Genomic DNA, 16,805 nt, shown 5'->3' with positions numbered 1-16,805 from the left:
TACAGTCCTGCGCAAGACGGAAAGCACATTAAGTGCTTTCCTTTGCGCGCGGAACTCGCGACAAACTTAACCCCCGCCCCCAGCCCCGGAGACCCTCCCTGCCGTCACTTTCTTCAACCAGTTCTTGTTGCTCGCCGCTTCGCGGCTCGGCGGCCCCGTTCTCCGCGGCGGGGTTTGTCTAAGGATCTTGCTGAAGCTCTGCCTTTGGCTCAAATGGAAACGGGGGACGCATCTGCATCCCCCGTTTTTGTTGCGGTTACTCCAAGTCAATAAACTTGGTGCTTAGGATCTTGCCGTCTTTAACGAGCATTCTGGCCATGGTGGGGCCTCGGGTGCCTCTGGGGTAGCTGGCGCTGCCCGGGTTGAGGACTAGGCAGCGGCCCACCTGGGCTTCTTTGGTTACGTGGGTGTGGCCGTTGATGGCTACGTCTACGGATCCCACCGGAAGGTCTTCGCGGTAGTGGGCTACGGCAAATTTGAGGCCTTCGTAGGTAAAGAGCGCAAGACGGTCTACATCGGGGCCGTAGTCGCGGTAGTAATCGTTGTTGCCCAATACGGCCCGTACAGGGGCGATGGTGCACAGGTGCTCGTAGTCCATCTCTGACGTGAGGTCGCCGGCGTGGATGATCAGGTCTGCGCCCTCAAGCTCATCCAAGAGCGCAGGCGATAAATAGCCGTGGGTGTCCGAGATGATGTCGATACGCTTGGCGCTTGCACTGTTCATGGGATCCCTTCCGCAAAAAACGATTCGGCAGATACATACAAAAAAGGCCCCACGGCTCCGCAGACGATGGGTCTACAGGGCTGCGGGGCCAGTGCGCTAGAGACTCAAGGCCTTCTTGAGCGGCACGACGCGGCGGCGCGAAACCGGCACGCGTTCGTCGACGCCCGTTATGCCCAGCTGGATGGCGCCCGAGGGCACCGTCTCGACGTCCGTAACGCACGCCAAGTTGACGATATAGCGGCGGTGAACACGGAAGAAGCCAAAGTCGCAGAGCTTGGCCTCAAACTGCGCCAGCGAGGTCGTCGACAAAAAGCGATCATCGACGGTATAGATGCAGGAGTAATCGTCCTTGGCCATGATAAAGCGGATGTCGTCCACGGGAATGAGCACCTTGCGGCCGCCCTTTTCCACCGGGATACGCTCGATGGTCACTTTGCTGTCCGTAACCGGCTTGGCGCGTTGCATGACCTTCTCGATCGCGCGATCCAAGCGAGCTTCCTCGACAGGCTTCATCAGATAATCGACGGCATCGACGTCGAATGCCTCGACCGCATGGTCGCTATACGCAGTCACAAACACGATCGCCGGCGGATTTTTGAGCTTATGCAGCGCCTCGGCAAGTTGCAGGCCCGAGGCACCGGGCATCGAGATATCGAGAAACACGACATCCACGCGACTTTCCATAAGCATCTCGATGGCGGAGCGGACGCTCGACGCCTCCGTGATCGTGCCGATCTTGCCCGTTTGCTCGAGCAGGAAGCGAAGCTCCGAGCGAGCCGGCGCCTCATCATCCACAATCATCGCACGCAGCATAGGGATAAAACCTTTCGTCAACTAACTACGCCGGGCATCCGTCGCATGACGTTGAGCCCGTAGCCTTTTATTTTACTCTTGAATGTCAAAGATGCTCTCTGACAAATCAAGATGAAGGAGCACTTTGGTGCCCTTGCCCGGCGCCGATTCGACACGCGTATAGGAGTGCGGCCCATAAAAGCGATGGATGCGCTCCGAAATATTGTGCATGGCCACACCGGCGCCGCCACCCTGGGGAGAGCTGGCGTCGGGACGGGCAGAGCGCTCGTCAAACAGTCTGGCGGCGGTACCCTCATCCATGCCCACGCCATTATCGGCCACGGCAATCAAGATTGCATCCTCGCCGTCTTGGTGAACGGTCACGTCGATCCTCAGGGCGTCGTCATCGCCCATACCATGACGTACGGCGTTCTCGACAATCGGCTGGATCACGAACGCCGGCACCAGCGTATCTTCCACGTCCTCGGACACATCGAACGTCGCAAGCACGCGGTCCTCGCCAAAGCGGGCCTTCTCAAAGGTAAGGTAGCGCTTGGTCTGTGCGACCTCGCGCGAGACCGGAATAAGCGATCCCGAGTTGTCGAGTGTAGCACGATAGAACGATGAGAACTCACGAAGCAGTTCGCGGGCCCGCAGCGGGTCGGTGCGCGTAAACGATGCAATGGTGTTCAGCGTGTTGAACAGGAAGTGCGGATTAATCTGCGCCTGCAGCGCACGCACCTCGGCGCGCGCCGTGAGTTCCTTTTGCACCTCGAGCTCGTGGATGGCGAGCTGCGTGGACAAGATCTCGGCAAAGCCCGAGGCAAGCGCATACTGGGTACGGTCGACGGCGCGCGGGGTCTTGTAGTAGAACTTGAGCGTGCCGACGGTACGATCGCCCACCTTGATGGGGGCGATAATGCCGGCGGGAACTTGGTTGTGCGAGCCGTCCGAGCCCACGACATCCACCATACGGTTGAACGACTGCACGATGCCATGTTCGATAACGTAGCGTGTGGCAAGCGTGTGGATGGGAGTATCGGGCAGCAGTTTTTCCTCAAACTCGCCCGCGCAGGCAAGCACGTTGTCCTCGTCGGTGATGGCCACCGTCATGGCGCGCGTCTCGGGCAAAATGCGCCGGCACACCAAACGCGCCGACTCCTGCGTCAGACCGCCCTTAATGTCCTCGAGCATGGCCGAGGCCACCGAGAGCGTCTCCTCGGTGTACTGGGAGCGCACCGAATCGGGATTGAGCGTCAAAAAGATAAAGATGCACAGAAAGATGCACAGCAGCGCGCAGGCAATCACCGTGGCGATCGGCTCGATACCGGTCACCAGGGCAAAAATAAAGTACACCAGAACGCAAATGGCGCAGGCAACGGCAATGATGCGAAAGATTGATATTGAACTATCGCGCTTGGCGCGGCGGTCGATCATTCGGCCCCCTCCAGGATACTGATCAGTTGTGCGTCACGCCAAAGCCCGTCCATGATCTTGGGCCAAAAGCTCTGGAAACGCAGATAGCTTGCAGCGTTTTGGCGCGCATAGGCCTTTGCCTCGTCGATACCATGGCGCCAGATGCGCAGGTAGCCCTCATGCTCGCGGGTAAACACGCTGCGGACCATAGCGGTCTTGCGCACGCGGTCGTCGAGCTCGCGCGAAATCCACGGGCCCGGGTAGGGCATGAGCGATGCCGCCGTAACGGGAATGAGCTCCTTTTGATGCGCGGCGAATGTCAACTTGGCCCGTTCGTAGTACCAACGGTATACATCCTGCATAAAGCGCGGTGAGCGCTTTTCGGACTCCGGAGGCAGATGGCGCACGGTCCACTCGTTATCGAACCACACGTCGTAGCCAAACATGCGCATGTTAAAGAGGTAATCCAAGTCCTCGCCGCGGGTGATAAACGGGTCAAAGGCCACACGCGTAAAGGCGCGGGCGTGCAGGGCCATCAGGCCGCCGCACACGTAGTTGGAGCGCGAGATGCGGGTGCCCGAGAGCGCCTTTTTCATCCAACGGTTGAACTCGATGCGCTTGGTCCACCAACGATGGCAGATGCCTGCCTTGTCCGTGGGAGCCAGCGGCGAGCCGTCGCGATCGTAGAAATAGCCGCTCTTGACCAAGATCGGCAAGCCCTGACGCGTCTGCTGCCCCAACGCATAGGTCGCGCGCTTCATAAAGTCGGCGTCGATGACAGTCTCATCGTCATCCAAAAAGATAACCGCGTCATGCCCCAGCACAGCGGCACAGGCCAGCCCCATGTTGCGGATGGCACCGTAGCCTCGCAGGCTCACGCACTCGCCCGAACCCTTGGGCGCGATCTGAGCAACCCGATCTGCGATGCGCGAGGCCTGGGTGTTGGTGACAACGGTGACCTTGAGCGTGGGATGCGCGTCGACAATCTCGTGCACGCGCAGCGACACATCGGCTGTGGCAGAAACGGGACAGACCACCAAAAGGATGATGCGCGGGATGTCGCGCACCTGCTCAAGCGAGGCCAGGCAGCGGTCGAGTTCGGGATTGTCGGCGTTGAGTCGTGTCGAATGGTCATAGGTGCCAGGGGCGTTTGCGCGAGCGTCATCGCCCGCCCAATACGTTGGAATCACGACCGTGGCGTTCATGCCTTACCCTCCCTGCAACACAAAAACGGGACGCCGCCAAACACAGGCGACGCCCCGCGACCTAGCTGACTCCATCATACCCACTTGGGCTAATCATTGTTCGAAAGTCAGAATGTTTATTGCGGATAACCCCAAAAGAGTATCGCGGCGGACGCAATTACCGGCAAGTTCCTATGCGGCCTGCTCTGCCGTCTGAGACATGCGGGACAGACGGACCAGCAGCACAAAGCCCACCACCAGCAGCACGCCAATGGAAAGGACGCCCAGCGACGGGTTGCCGGTCAGCGAGGTGACGACCGACACCAGGAAGGTGCCCATAACGCTTGCATAGCGGCCAAAGATATCAAAGAAGCCGTAGTACTCGTTGGACTTTTCCTTGGGAATAATGCGGCCAAAGTAGCTGCGGCTCAGCGCCTGCACGCCGCCTTGGAACAGGCCGACCAAAATGGCAAGCACCCAAAACTCAAAGGCGGTCTTGAGGAAGAACGCGGCAAAGAGCACGATGCCCATATAGGCGGCGACGGCCACCAAGATCATATTGAGCGTGCCCACGCGACCGGCAAGCTTGCCGTAGATGATGGCGGACGGGAAGGCCACAAACTGCGTAACGAGCAGAGCCAGCACCAGTTGGGTCGAGTCGATGCCCAAAGCCGATCCATAGCTGGTTGCCATGGAAATGACCGTGTGCACGCCGTCGATGTAGAAGAAGAACGCGATCATGTAGACCAGCACGGTCTTGTTGTGGGCGATCTCGCGCATGGTGTGTCCGACCTCGGAGAACACGCCGCCCACGATGTGGCCGATGGTGTCCTCGGGACCACGCTCGCGACCGTACTTCTGCTTATAGGTGCGAATGAGCGGCAGGGTAAAGATGAGCCACCAGGCGCCGGTGATGACAAACGACAGACGCGTTGCCAGCATGGTGGGGATACCAAGAGCGGAACCACCCATGATAAGCGCCAGGCAGATGATGAACGGCACGGTGGAACCGATGTAGCCCCAGGCATAGCCCGAGCTGGACACGGCGTCCATGCGCTCGTCGGTGGTAATGTCGGGCAGCATGGCGTCGTAGAACGTCATAGAAGAGTTAAGGCCGATGGTGCACAGCACGTACACGGTCAAAAATGCCATGGCGGACATTGGGATAGCCTGCGCCAGGCAAAGAACCAGGCCCGTGAGGAAGAAGCCCAAGAAGAACTTGATCTTGTTGCCGGCGTAATCGGCAAGCGCACCCAGAATGGGCATGAGCATGGCAATGACCAGCGAGGCAATCGTCTGCGCGTTGCCCCAAGCGACCACCAGGTCTGCCGAGGAAGCACCGGTATTGATGGCGTTAAAGTAGATGGGCACCACCGAGGTATTGAGCAGCACGAGGGCCGAGTTTCCCACATCGTACATGACCCAGTTACGCTCGAGCTTGGTGTATTTCATGGACAGGGACCCTTCGTATTCGCCCGATATGCAGTTAGTTCATCGTACCCCAATTGTCCAGAAGCGCCGGTAAGGATTCGGCAAAGGGGCACGCATGGGCCCTACTCCTCGCGGTCGAACTCCTCGTCGGCGCCGAGCACGCGACCGCTGTAATTGACATGGTTGGTCACGGCATCCATGTCACCGGTCTCGATAAAACGTGCGACCGTGCATTCGTAATCGAGCAGCGCGCGGTCAAAGACCTCGGGGAAGCTCTCGGTCGAGACTTCATCGGTAAAGGGGTTCTTCCATGCCAAGTGGCCCAGGTTACCGGTGCGCTCGGGCAGCTCGGTCGTCACGCGATGGGCAAGGCCGTCGAGCAGCGAGTAGTCGTGCACCAAGCCCTCAACCAGCGAGATCGCGCGCGTCTTTACGGAGCCGGCCGGCTCAATCGCGCGGTAAAGTCGCTGCATATTGGCTACGGCAGCACCGTACTCCCCCACCGGGATATCGATGCCGTACACGCGTCCGGCAACATAGCTCATCAGCACACCGGCAACGCGATTGATGCGATCGGTGGTGACGATCTCGCCCGCCGGCGGGTAATCGTCAACCGTAGCGCCATCGCGTTTAAGCTGCAGCATCAGTACATCCAGGTCGCTCTCGATCACGGCATGGACCTGACTGCTCGAATCCTCAAGCTCTGAATCGGACTCCACGATGCCAAACTGTTGCTCATAGACAAAGGGATGGGCGTTGCGGTCGAGCACGTAATGAGACAGCAGGCCCAGCGCAAACGCACGGCCCAGGTTGGCATCACGCGGCAGCAGGTGCGACACGCCATCGCGCAGACACGAGAACTGACGCGACATGCGCGACCGATGCATGACCTGCGCCAGCAGCGTGCAGTCGGAAACACGCGGTGTCAGAATGTGAAAGAAAAACGGGTCGGGGCCTTGGTTGCCCAAGATAAAGGCAATGCGCTCTTCATCGGACGTGATGACGCCCTGCGGAAGACGGTCGATGCTTTCCTCGCCAAACAGATGATGGGTGATAAGCGCGGGCATAATGATCCTTTCGATTTCATTCGATGCCACCCATTATGCCCACCGCGCGCCCATGCCAAACCTGCGATGGTAAACGACGGCACGCAAGCCTCTTACGCAAGCCCCAGGTGCGTCTTGACCTCGGCGGCACGACGACGGGACACCGGCACCGTCGAGCTCACGCGGTCGAGCCTGAGCTCCATCAACCCCGTGGAGCCAATCTCAACATTGTGCACGTCTTCCAAATTGACCAGATAGCTGCGATGAACGCGAATAAAGCCCTCGGAGCCCAAGCGACGTTCGAGCGAAGAGATCGACTCATTGATCAGATATGTTCCCTCGGCGCAGACGGCGTTGCAAAAATCGGCACGCGCCTCAAAGTAGCAGACATCCGCCACGGGGATGAACACCTTTTTGCCCCCGCGATCCACCGTCAGGCGCAAGGGCTGGCGCGGAGCATGGACGACACGACGAACGCCCAGGGCGGCCTCGATCTTATCGAGCGCCTTTGACAGGCGGGCATCCTCGACCGGCTTGACGACGTAATCAATGGCATCGAGGTTATAGGCATCGGCCGCATACTCGGCAAATGCCGTCACAAACACCACGACCGGCGGCGTTTTTAGGTTCTGCAGCGTCTCGGCAAGCTCGATTCCCGAGCGGCCGGGCATCGTGATATCCAAAAACAGCACGTCGGGCTTGTTCGACAGAATCGACTCCACGGCCTCGGTGACATTGCCCGCCTCGGCAATCTGTCCCACACGTGCATCCTTTTCCAACAGATAGCGTAGCTCAGCCCTAATGGGAGGCTCGTCATCAACCACCAAGATGTTCCAGCCCTCGGACATATGTGCTTCCCCTCTTTTAGTCTCTCAATCCAACCGCGTGCTACGCCGTCAACGGCGCCGGCTCATGCGGCTCGCCGTTCAGCTCGACGATGACCTGCGTTCCCACGCCCTCCTGGGACTTCACGCGCATGCCGGAATCTTCTCCGTAAAAGAAATGGATGCGCTGAAGCACGTTGAAGAGCGCCAGGCCGCAACCTCGCTTGACGGAGCCGTCGGCGGTAATGCTCTCGGGCTCCTCTCGGCGATGTTGCTCAAACAGATGCGCGCAGACCTCTTCGCTCATACCGATGCCATCGTCCTCGACGATGATCTCCAAACCGTCATCGGTCTCGAAAGCCCTAACATGAATAGAAAGCGGCTCGGTCTCGCGCTGCGCGTGCTTGATGCAGTTTTCGAGCAACGGCTGCAAGATAAACGGCGGCACCATGCAATCGCGCACCTCAAAGTCGATATCGACCGAGACGCGCAGACGGCCGTCGCCATACCGGGCCTGCATAAGATTGATATAACGAGTGCCCTGTTCCACCTCGTGCTCGAGCGTGGTGAGCGTATCGGAGTCAGAAAGCGTCTGACGATAGTAATTGGAAAAATCGATGAGCAGCGATCGCGCCTTGTCGGGCTCGGTTCGAACGAGCGACACGATCGTGCTAATGGTGTTGAACAGAAAATGCGGGTCGACCTGCGACTGCAGGGCCCGAAGCTCCACGCGGGCTGTGAGCTCGTCCTGGCGCTCGAGCTCAAAGCTGGCGAGCTGCGTGGAGATGAGGTCGGCAAAACCCGAGGCCAACGCCGTCTGGCGCATATCGATGCTGCTCAGGCGGGGATAGTACAGCTCGAGCGTACCCACGCAATGCCCGCGCACGGTAAGCGGCGCGACAATGCCGGCGCGCAGGCGGGGAAAATAGCCGCCCGTCTCATTGGAGGCGTCGCGCGAAAATACACTCTGCTCGCCGGACTCGATCACGTTGAGCGTGGTCTTGAGCACAACCGGGGTGCCGGCAGGGCACTTTGCCGAGTCCTCGCCCCAGCCTGCCAACACCTGTTTGCCATCGGTAAAGCAGATGGCAGAGGCGATGGTCTCGGACAGGATAATTTTAGAGGCGCCCAGGGCCGCTTCGGGCGTAAGGCCGCGCGACGTGTAGGCGAATATTTTTGATGCGATGGCGAGCGTACGGTCGGTTGCGCTCGATGTGAGGTCGTCGGGGACCACAAAGACATACGAGAAAAAGAAGCACAGCATGACCAGGCCGGCAATAACGACAACGCCCGGAACGGGATTGGGATTATCGGTTAAATCCCAGATAAGCAGCAGGATAAGCGCCGGAACGACAATACCGAGCAGGATGGCCTGAACCACATGCTGGGCCGTACGAAAGACCTTGGTAGAGTTGTAGCTCTTGCCCAGAATCAGCCTGTTTAAATCCACCGTCATCCCCTCTTGTCCTTAGCACCCATAGCAATAAAGAGGGCCGCAAGCGACCCTCTCCATTGCATTATGCAATCAAAAACTGTGTTTTACATCAAGCCATCGACAAACGGTATCTTAGGCGCTGTATTTGTTAGCCTCACCAAAAGTGCCAGCCTCGACGATCCAGCCATCCTTCATGATGACGTCCATGTTGTCGGTGTTGAGCACGTGGATGTCGGCGGCGACGTCACCGTTGACAACCAGCAGGTCGGCGCACTTGCCGGCCTCGATGGAACCGGTCTCGTCCTCGATGTGGCACATCTTGGCACCGTTGAGGGTGGCGCAGGTGATGGTCTCGACCGGAGTGAAGCCGATCTTGTCGACGAACTCGTACATCTCCTCGATGGAGCAGGTGCCGTACGGGGTGACGAAGGAGAAGGAGTCGGAGCCGATCGTCATGACGACGCCGCGCTTCTTGGCCTCGCGCAGGCAGTCGTAGTTGCGCTGCAGCTCCTTCTCGACCAGGGTGCCCTCGTACTTGTCGTGCAGCTCGGGGACGTAGACGGGCGGATAGGTGGCGTACCAGGTGGGCAGGAAGGCGATCGTCGGGGTGAAGAAGGTGCCCTGCTCGGCCATGAGGTCCATGGTGCGCTCATCGATATCGAAGCCGTGAATCAGCTGCTCGCAGCCAAAGCGAACGGAGTCGTAGGCGGCGGCGTGGTTGTTGTAGCAGTGACTCCACACGGGGATACCGACCATCTTTGCCTCTTCGACCACGGCCTGGATCTCCTCGGAGCAATAGTGCTGGTCGCGACCGGAATCCCAACGCCAGATGCCGCCACCGGTAGCCCAGATCTTGATGGCATCGGGGTTCTCGCGCAGGCGACGACGGACGGCCTTGCGCAGATCCCAAGGACCATCGACCTGGTCGCCCCAGGGATGGGATTCCTTGTTGAGCTCCTGGGTGCAGTGGTGGGAGTCACCGTGGCCGGCAACGCGGCAGAAGCCAAGACCAGTGGCCAGAACGCGCGGGCCCTTGAAGACGCCCTTGTCGATGCAGTCGCGAATCTGGATACCAAAGCGGCCGATCTCGCAGACGGTGGTGAGGCCGTGGGTGAGGCAGTCGTAGGCCTGCTTGACGGCGACGGCCTGCTTCTCGAGGAGCGGCTGCATGACCCAGTCGGTGTCATCGTCGGTCAGGTTGCCCGAGAAGTGCAGGTGGGTGTCGATCAGGCCGGGAAGGACGGTCTTGCCGGCGGCGTCGATAACCTCAACGCCCTCGGGAAGGTCCTGCATAGTACCGGCATACTCGATCTTGCCGTTGTCGTCGACGAGAACGAGGGAGTTCTCGACCGGCTCGGCACCGGTACCGTCGATGAGCTTGCCGCCAACGATTGCGTACTTAGTGGACATGGTTCCTCCTTATGGATCCATATAGTGGGCGAGGCCATGTTGGGTTATGGCCTCACAAAGCTACCCAAGTGGTGCCGGGTTCGGTGCGCGGAAGAGAGGGGTCCGCGCACCCGATCCGCCCCGGCTAGGCGTTATTTTTTGCGGGAATTGGTGAAGGCCATGAGGGCCAGGCCAACGGCCAGCCAGCCGATCACGATGCTCCACTCCACCATGTTGAGGGAGGCGGGAGAGAACGGGACCACGAGCAGGCCAATGATGACGGCGCAGGCAGCGACAGCGAGGCTGATGCCAAACTTGCCGCCGGGCACCTCGTAGGGACGAGGCAGGTCGGGCTCGGTGAAGCGCATGCGCAGGCAAGCGAGGGCGACCATGCCGCAGGAGAAGATGAAGGCGAGAGCCGACACGTTGGTCAGAGGGATGAGCATGTTCTTGCCCAGGAACGGACCGATGACGGTGATGACGCCCAGAACGGCGCAGGCGAGCTTGGGAGCGCCGGACTTGGGATCGACCTCGGCGAACTGCTCGGGCAGCTGGCCCTTGCGGCCCATGGCGAGCATGATGCGGCTCGTAGCGCCGTAGAAGGAGTTCATCGGGCCCATGGGTCCAAGCGTGGCGATGACGAGCATGGCCAGGTACAGGAGCATGTTGATGCCCTTGAGGCAGGCAAGCGCGGGAACCGGGCTCTTAACAAACTCATGCCAGTCGAGGATGGTGCCGAACGAGTAGATGCAGACCATGTAGAAGCCGCCGGCGGCCAGCAGGGCCAGGGAGATGATCTTGCCGAACTTGTTCCAGTTGAGGCCCTCGGCTGCTTCCTCAGCCTGCTGAGGAATGGTATCGAAGCCGGCGTAGAAGAACGGGGTCAAAACCAGGACCGACACGATGCCGGCGAACAGGCTGGTGCCCTCGGTAGCGGGCTTGCCGCCGCCAGCACCGGTGACCTGGGAGAACACGGGCATGGCGTGTTCCGGCGAACCGGTGAACAGCGAGACGCCCATGGCAAGCAGCATGCCGCAGAGCAGGGCCTTGGTCAGGAAGGCCTGGAGCTTGGCGGCCGAGCTGGCACCGCGGAAGTTGAGGAAGATGACGTAGGCTGCAAAGCCGAGCGCGATCAACGTCGGGAACAGGTAAACGTCGGCGCCCAGGATGGTGTAGAGCTTGACGGCGCGCAGCCACTCAAGGCCGGGCAGGCTGCCGAACATCTCGGACACGAGGGTCGAGATGGCGATGGCCTCCCACGGGCACAGGATGCCGTTGCCCAGGGCCAGGAGCCAGCCAGTGATGTAGCTCATCGTACGGCCAAAGCTACGATCGACATACTCGACGATGCCGCCCGAAATGGGGATAGCAGCCGTGAGCTCACCGAAAACAGCTCCGACGGGCACGAGGAAGATCGCGCCCAAGAGGAATGCGATCATAGCGGGAACGGGACCGCCGCCCACGACCATCCAGTCGCCGACCTGCAGAACCCAGCCGGTACCGATGATGGCACCGAAACCGATGGTGAAGAAGTTCCAGAGCGAAAGCGTTTTCTTCATGCCACCGTTACCTTCGACTGCAACTTCTGCGTTCTTGTCCGCCATTGTTCCCCTCCTTTCCTTATTGACGCCTCTTTGGCGTCACCCCTTGCGCGGTCTGTTTTGCCGCGCACTTTTATTTCGTGGCTTTAAGATACGGCCTCGGCGTCGCGCTACCGCTTATGGCTCGACCGAAGGCAGAACTCGCATATGAGTGGCGCCGTTTTTGGGACGAACGGCACGGTTTGCCGCTCATTGTTGTCGCCCGTCCGACGGGCGTACGCTCATTGGACGCATATAGAAATGTTTTTGAGGCCGTGTGTTTTGCGCCTTTCGTACCGTTTACCGAGCTTTTGACGCTCGGACCCATTTGTTGCACATCCTTTTTGTAGGATAGACAGGTTATACATGAGACAAGGCGGTACGAATGGCATACGGATACAACGACGGTGATCAACGGCGACAAAGCGTTCGCCTTGCTGGCCGCACCACGCCGATGCCCAGAAGTGCCACGAGCAGCAATCCGCAACGCCCTCAAGAGCAACCCGGGCCTTCGTCTCGGCAGCAGACAAACAGAACACGGCAGAGCGGCCGTCCGAGCACGGGCACAAGCGCACAGCAAGATAGCCGCTTGGGCGCGCGCACTCGACAGCGCCAAGCCGAGGTTCCGCAACTGCGCCGCAACGGCGCACGTCAGCCCGGCATCCATATCAACCGCTTCTTTTCGCATCCCCAAGGCGGACGCGACGGCAAGCCCTACCGCTCGACATCGTACGTGAATGCCCCCGCCCTGCCGGCTCGTCGGCTTTGCCTCGCACTGTGCTCTATCCTCATCTGTCTGGTCTTTGTGCTTATGAGCTCCTGTACGTCCCACGGCTCGGCCGGTCTCGAGCCCACCGCCGAGGACAAGCTGCTCAAGGCCCCCGTCGCGCCCGGTTATTCTTTCGCCTTTTCGACTCCGCGCTCGCAATGGCAAGCCGGCACGATGCCCCATATCTATCAGATCGACCCTGCGTGGTCGGAGCTGCCCTATGCCGGTGGCACTATTCGCGAAAACGCTTGCGGTCCCACTTGCCTCACCATGGTCTATATCTTTAAGACCGGCCGCACCGATATGACACCGGTCGACATGTGCGCCCTTTCCGAGGCGGGCAACTATGCCCCCACCGGCGCCACCGAATGGTCATTTATGACGCGCGGCGCATGGCAGCTGGGCCTTAACGGAACGGAGCTTCATAACGATCGCGACTCGATGACTCAGGTGCTGCGTTCGGGAGCGCCCGTCATCGCCGCCGTTCGGCCGGGCACCTTTACCAACGTGGGCCACTACATTGTGCTTTACGGTATTGACGACGCCGACCAGATTGAAGTCTTCGATCCCAACTCGGCCAGCCGCAGCGCCCGACGCTGGGGCGTCGTAGAGGTCCTCAACGAAGTCGAAGCCATGTGGGCCTACTACTAGTCACTGGGGACAGACTTAAATGAGTGGTCTCTGGATGCCCGGAACTGCTGGCACGGAAAGCGCACCCCGCTTTGAAGTTCGATAGCGGGATGCGCTTTCCGTTAGCGGCCTGTTTGGGAAACTGGGGGCCATTTTTCGGGCAAATTCCGGGATGTATTTTCCGGTTGAGGGCCCCGGGGAAACTGTGCCCCATTTTGGACGCTCATTGTGAGATGCACTTTCCGCAGTTGATTGGTGCTACTCATTTAAGTCTGTCCCCAATGACTACCGATAGCAAAAGCCCCGCAGTCGGAGCGGACTGCGGGGCTCATGAAGAGAGGCTAGTCTGTGGGCGCTTTGCCTGGCGCCCACGAGAGAGGCAACGGAGTAGGGACTACTCGTGGATGCGGGTACCGGAGAGGCCGGCCATGGTCTCGGCGGCCTTGTCCAGGGCGCCGATGATGCAGGTGCGGCCCTTGCGGGAGCGGGCGAACTTGATGGCGGCGCGGACCTTGGGCTCCATGGAGCCCTTGCCGAACTGACCCTCGTCGGCCAGGCGCTCGGCCTCGTCGGCGGTGACGTCCTCGAGCTCCTCCTGGTTGGGCTTGCCGAAGTTGATGGCGACGTGCTCGACGGCGGTCAGCAGGAACAGGACGTCGGCGTCGCAGTCCTCGGCCAGCAGCTCGCCGCCCAGGTCCTTGTCGATGACGGCGGGAACGCCCTTGTAGCAGCCCTTGTTCTCGTAGTCGCGGACGACGGGGATGCCGCCGCCACCGCAGGCGATGACGATGAACTCGTTGTCGAGCAGGTTGAGGATGGAGTCGGCCTCGACGATCTTCTTGGGATCGGGGGAGGCGACGACGCGACGCCAGCCGCGGCCGGAGTCCTCGACGAAGACCTTGGAGGGATCCTCGGCCATGAGCTCCTTGGCCTGCTCCTCGGTGTAGAAGGGGCCGATCGGCTTGGTCGGGTTCTTGAACGCGGGGTCGTCGGGATCGCACTCGATCTGGGTGACGACGGTGGCGGCGTGCCAGCGCTTGTAGCGCTTGTGCATCTCGCGGCCGATGCCCTGCTGCAGGTGGTAGCCGATGTAGCCCTGGGACATGGCGCCGCACTCGGGCAGCGGCATCTCGGGGGTGCCGATGGCATCGTGGGCGGCGGCGAAGGCGTTCTGGATCATGCCGACCTGCGGGCCGTTGCCGTGGGTGATGATGATCTCGTTGCCCTGCTCGATGAGGCCGAGGAGAGCGTGGGCGGTGTTGCTCACGGCCTCGATCTGCTCGACGGGGTTGTTGCCGAGGGCGTTGCCGCCGAGGGCGACGACGATGCGATCGGGCTTACCAAGAGGCTTAGACATTGCTGGAATCCTTTCTGTAAAAGGCCTACAACCCATTAATAACCCGCGTCCGTGCAATACGCGAGTTTATTAAGGTTTATATTCTCTTTATCGCTCATTTTATTCATTTTGAAAATAGTTTAACGGTGAACGGTCGTTTTTACCCGCTCAGCGTAAAGAAGCCCAGCTCACACATGTTTACGTCATCTACGTGCGACTTTATTTAATTAGAGCAGAGATTAGGCTGGATTATGCAAACTATATCTTTGCTAAACACATAACGGACACTGCAACTATTTACTCGCACTATACGAGATTCTATGCACTTGCAAGACAAGTATGCACCCCTGCAATAACACGGGGCTTTTCATCCAACAAAAGGGATAGCCAATCGCGCTTCACTTTGCGGCAAGCGACTGTGAGTTTGCAGTATAGAACTTTACCGTCGGGTATTGCATGAACGCCGCTGACGCACTTTCGCTCCTGCCCACCCAAGCAGCCGAGAACGCTAACGGCGTCCCCAGCGTTTTCGCATGGCACCGCGCCGACTCGATGGCTTTGAGACCTAAGCGAATCTTTGCTATCTGCCAATTTTTGTACGATTTGGGTCAAATCTATTTGTCAATTTTTGTATGATTAGGAGCAAATCTATTTGCCAATTTTTGTCAATGAGGTGTTTTAATGCTACGCCGCAAGGTCACTGATAGGCTTTTGAGCTGGAAGAATAACTCCCATAAGGCCCTGCTTGTTACCGGTGCGCGTCAGATTGGCAAGAGCTATGCGATTCGCGCGTTTGGAAAGAGCAACTACGCTTCGTATTATGAGGTCAATCTGCTACTTGATGCCGAGGCAAGAGACGTACTTGTTGGCGCTAAGAACTCCATTGACTTCATCAACCGTGTGGCCCTTCTTGCGGATGCACCGCTTGTTGAAGGAGACACGCTTATCTTCGTCGATGAGATTCAGGAGTATCCGCAGATCGTTACACTTATGAAGGCGCTGGTCGAGGACGGACGCTTTAGCTATGTCTTCTCGGGGTCTATGCTTGGGACTGAGTTTAAGGGGATCTCTTCTTTCCCGGTGGGGTATGTCGAGCACATTGTTATGCGGCCAATGGATTTTGAAGAGTTTTGTTGGGCAAACAGCATCAGCGAGAATGTGCTTGCAGACATCCGCAGCTGCCTTGTCGAGAGGCGTCCCGTCGAAAATTTTATTCATGAGGCGATGCTCAAAAACTTTAGAGCTTATATCGTTTGCGGCGGCATGCCGGAGGTCGTTCAGAACTATATCGATTCGGGCTATTCGCTCGTGAGAACGCGTGAGCTTCAAATTCAGCTAGTCGATCAGTACAAAAGCGATATCTCTAAATATGCATCGACTCGAGCGTTTAACGTTCGCTCCATTTTCGAGCAAATTCCCGTTCAGCTTGAGGCGGAGTCCCATCGCTTTATCGTCTCGTCTCTAGGCGAGGGAGCTCGTCTTCAAAAATACGAGCAGGATTTCCTATGGCTGGTGAACGCAGGCGTTGGATTGATGGTCCCCCAGGTGACGGAGGCACGAAGTCCTCTCAAGAGGACGGAGAAAACGACGGCCTTTAAACTATACGAGTCCGATACAGGTATGCTCGCATCGCGGTATCCCGGCAGCACGGCACGCGCCGTCTACCTTGACATGAAAACCCCCAACCTCGGCGGCCTCTATGAGAACGTGGTCGCACAGGAACTCGTTGCCCTCGGAGCAGATACGTGGTACTACCAGACGCGTGAAGTCGGTGAAGTTGACTTTGTGGTCGAAGGCACCCGCGGACATGTTGTCCCAATCGAAGTCAAATCGGGCAAGAAAGTTCGAGCACATGCAGCCCTCGACCGTTTGATGAGTGTAGGCGAATACAAAATTCCCGAGGCCGTTGTGCTGAGCCACGAAAACCTTTGCAAAGAGGGCAAAATCCTGTACGTTCCAATCTATATGACATTCTGTCTCGATGAGTTTATGGAAAAGGACGACCCCAACAACGATTTCTCGTTTGCACCCATATCTCTCTAGGTCATCTGAACCAACAACCAAGCCCCCTCCATAACCAAAGTAACGCGTGGTTTCGCGGCCGCGCCGCGAAACAGCGACGGGGACAAAAGGCCCCCACAACCACGTCCCTCATGCAGCCCCACAATCCGAGGACGTAGTCGTAGCAGGATCTGAGGGCTGACCTTCGCGGACACTCCGCAGGACGAAGGAACCCCCGCCGCACGTAG

Annotated in this window: 13 protein-coding genes; 2 read left to right on the top strand and 11 right to left on the bottom strand. The window is 59.0% G+C overall.

Annotated elements, in window-relative coordinates; all coding sequences use genetic code 11:
• Positions 1 to 256: 256 nt before the first annotated feature.
• From DWZ15_RS06990 to DWZ15_RS06945, 10 genes are all read right to left on the bottom strand, one after another.
• The gene (locus DWZ15_RS06990; protein ID WP_006235155.1) at positions 257 to 724 is read right to left on the bottom strand and encodes a YfcE family phosphodiesterase; all 468 of its coding nucleotides are present in this window, start codon (positions 722 to 724) and stop codon (positions 257 to 259) included.
• Between the two features lie 96 nt (positions 725 to 820).
• Positions 821 to 1,537 carry a LytTR family DNA-binding domain-containing protein gene (locus tag DWZ15_RS06985; RefSeq protein WP_006235156.1) on the bottom strand — a complete coding sequence of 239 codons (717 nt, stop codon included), beginning with the start codon at positions 1,535 to 1,537 and terminating at the stop codon, positions 821 to 823.
• A gap of 72 nt (positions 1,538 to 1,609) precedes the next feature.
• Complete coding sequence (locus tag DWZ15_RS06980) at positions 1,610 to 2,953, bottom strand: histidine kinase (RefSeq protein ID WP_118450121.1); 1,344 nt, start codon at positions 2,951 to 2,953, stop codon at positions 1,610 to 1,612.
• Positions 2,950 to 4,137 carry a glycosyltransferase gene (locus DWZ15_RS06975; protein WP_117743936.1) on the bottom strand — a complete coding sequence of 396 codons (1,188 nt, stop codon included), beginning with the start codon at positions 4,135 to 4,137 and terminating at the stop codon, positions 2,950 to 2,952. The genes DWZ15_RS06980 and DWZ15_RS06975 overlap by 4 nt, the downstream gene beginning before the upstream one ends.
• Before the next feature lie 171 nt (positions 4,138 to 4,308).
• Positions 4,309 to 5,568 (bottom strand): MFS transporter, encoded by a 1,260-nt coding sequence (locus DWZ15_RS06970; protein ID WP_117803912.1) that lies wholly within the window; start codon positions 5,566 to 5,568, stop codon positions 4,309 to 4,311.
• Between the two features lie 101 nt (positions 5,569 to 5,669).
• Positions 5,670 to 6,614 (bottom strand): zinc dependent phospholipase C family protein, encoded by a 945-nt coding sequence (locus DWZ15_RS06965; RefSeq protein WP_118450119.1) that lies wholly within the window; start codon positions 6,612 to 6,614, stop codon positions 5,670 to 5,672.
• A gap of 92 nt (positions 6,615 to 6,706) precedes the next feature.
• Entirely contained in the window at positions 6,707 to 7,441 is a 735-nt protein-coding gene (locus tag DWZ15_RS06960) for a LytTR family DNA-binding domain-containing protein (protein WP_118450117.1), read from the bottom strand.
• Between the two features lie 40 nt (positions 7,442 to 7,481).
• Positions 7,482 to 8,867: a sensor histidine kinase gene (locus DWZ15_RS06955; protein ID WP_233544656.1), complete on the bottom strand. Its 1,386-nt coding sequence runs from the start codon at positions 8,865 to 8,867 to the stop codon at positions 7,482 to 7,484.
• Between the two features lie 117 nt (positions 8,868 to 8,984).
• On the bottom strand, positions 8,985 to 10,262 hold the full coding sequence (locus tag DWZ15_RS06950) for an amidohydrolase family protein (protein ID WP_055310078.1): 1,278 nt from the start codon (positions 10,260 to 10,262) through the stop codon (positions 8,985 to 8,987).
• Between the two features lie 131 nt (positions 10,263 to 10,393).
• Entirely contained in the window at positions 10,394 to 11,845 is a 1,452-nt protein-coding gene (locus DWZ15_RS06945) for an APC family permease (protein WP_118450113.1), read from the bottom strand.
• Between the two features lie 565 nt (positions 11,846 to 12,410).
• Between DWZ15_RS06945 and DWZ15_RS10705 the strand changes: the two genes are divergently transcribed.
• Entirely contained in the window at positions 12,411 to 13,241 is an 831-nt protein-coding gene (locus DWZ15_RS10705) for a C39 family peptidase (protein ID WP_233544655.1), read from the top strand.
• Positions 13,242 to 13,614: 373 nt separating this feature from the next.
• Here the strand turns inward: DWZ15_RS10705 and arcC are convergent, their stop codons facing one another.
• Positions 13,615 to 14,577 (bottom strand): carbamate kinase, encoded by a 963-nt coding sequence (gene arcC, locus DWZ15_RS06935; RefSeq protein WP_118450111.1) that lies wholly within the window; start codon positions 14,575 to 14,577, stop codon positions 13,615 to 13,617.
• Between the two features lie 660 nt (positions 14,578 to 15,237).
• Between arcC and DWZ15_RS06930 the strand changes: the two genes are divergently transcribed.
• Positions 15,238 to 16,599, top strand: a complete 1,362-nt coding sequence (locus tag DWZ15_RS06930; RefSeq protein ID WP_118450109.1) for an ATP-binding protein — start codon at positions 15,238 to 15,240, stop codon at positions 16,597 to 16,599.
• Positions 16,600 to 16,805: the final 206 nt, after the last annotated feature.

It is taken from the genome of Collinsella sp. AF29-7AC, from assembly GCF_003475665.1.
GTDB lineage: Bacteria > Actinomycetota > Coriobacteriia > Coriobacteriales > Coriobacteriaceae > Collinsella.
This window is presented reverse-complemented; position numbering and strand designations above follow the sequence as displayed.

What these genes read in the sequence shown, in the direction of transcription:
- DWZ15_RS06990 (WP_006235155.1), bottom strand. Translation starts at nt 724, where the DNA reads ATGAACAGTGCAAGCGCCAAGCGTATCGACATCATCTCGGACACCCAC.
- DWZ15_RS06985 (WP_006235156.1), bottom strand. Translation starts at nt 1,537, where the DNA reads ATGCTGCGTGCGATGATTGTGGATGATGAGGCGCCGGCTCGCTCGGAG.
- DWZ15_RS06980 (WP_118450121.1), bottom strand. Translation starts at nt 2,953, where the DNA reads ATGATCGACCGCCGCGCCAAGCGCGATAGTTCAATATCAATCTTTCGC.
- DWZ15_RS06975 (WP_117743936.1), bottom strand. Translation starts at nt 4,137, where the DNA reads ATGAACGCCACGGTCGTGATTCCAACGTATTGGGCGGGCGATGACGCT.
- DWZ15_RS06970 (WP_117803912.1), bottom strand. Translation starts at nt 5,568, where the DNA reads ATGAAATACACCAAGCTCGAGCGTAACTGGGTCATGTACGATGTGGGA.
- DWZ15_RS06965 (WP_118450119.1), bottom strand. Translation starts at nt 6,614, where the DNA reads ATGCCCGCGCTTATCACCCATCATCTGTTTGGCGAGGAAAGCATCGAC.
- DWZ15_RS06960 (WP_118450117.1), bottom strand. Translation starts at nt 7,441, where the DNA reads ATGTCCGAGGGCTGGAACATCTTGGTGGTTGATGACGAGCCTCCCATT.
- DWZ15_RS06950 (WP_055310078.1), bottom strand. Translation starts at nt 10,262, where the DNA reads ATGTCCACTAAGTACGCAATCGTTGGCGGCAAGCTCATCGACGGTACC.
- DWZ15_RS06945 (WP_118450113.1), bottom strand. Translation starts at nt 11,845, where the DNA reads ATGGCGGACAAGAACGCAGAAGTTGCAGTCGAAGGTAACGGTGGCATG.
- arcC (WP_118450111.1), bottom strand. Translation starts at nt 14,577, where the DNA reads ATGTCTAAGCCTCTTGGTAAGCCCGATCGCATCGTCGTCGCCCTCGGC.
- DWZ15_RS06930 (WP_118450109.1), top strand. Translation starts at nt 15,238, where the DNA reads ATGCTACGCCGCAAGGTCACTGATAGGCTTTTGAGCTGGAAGAATAAC.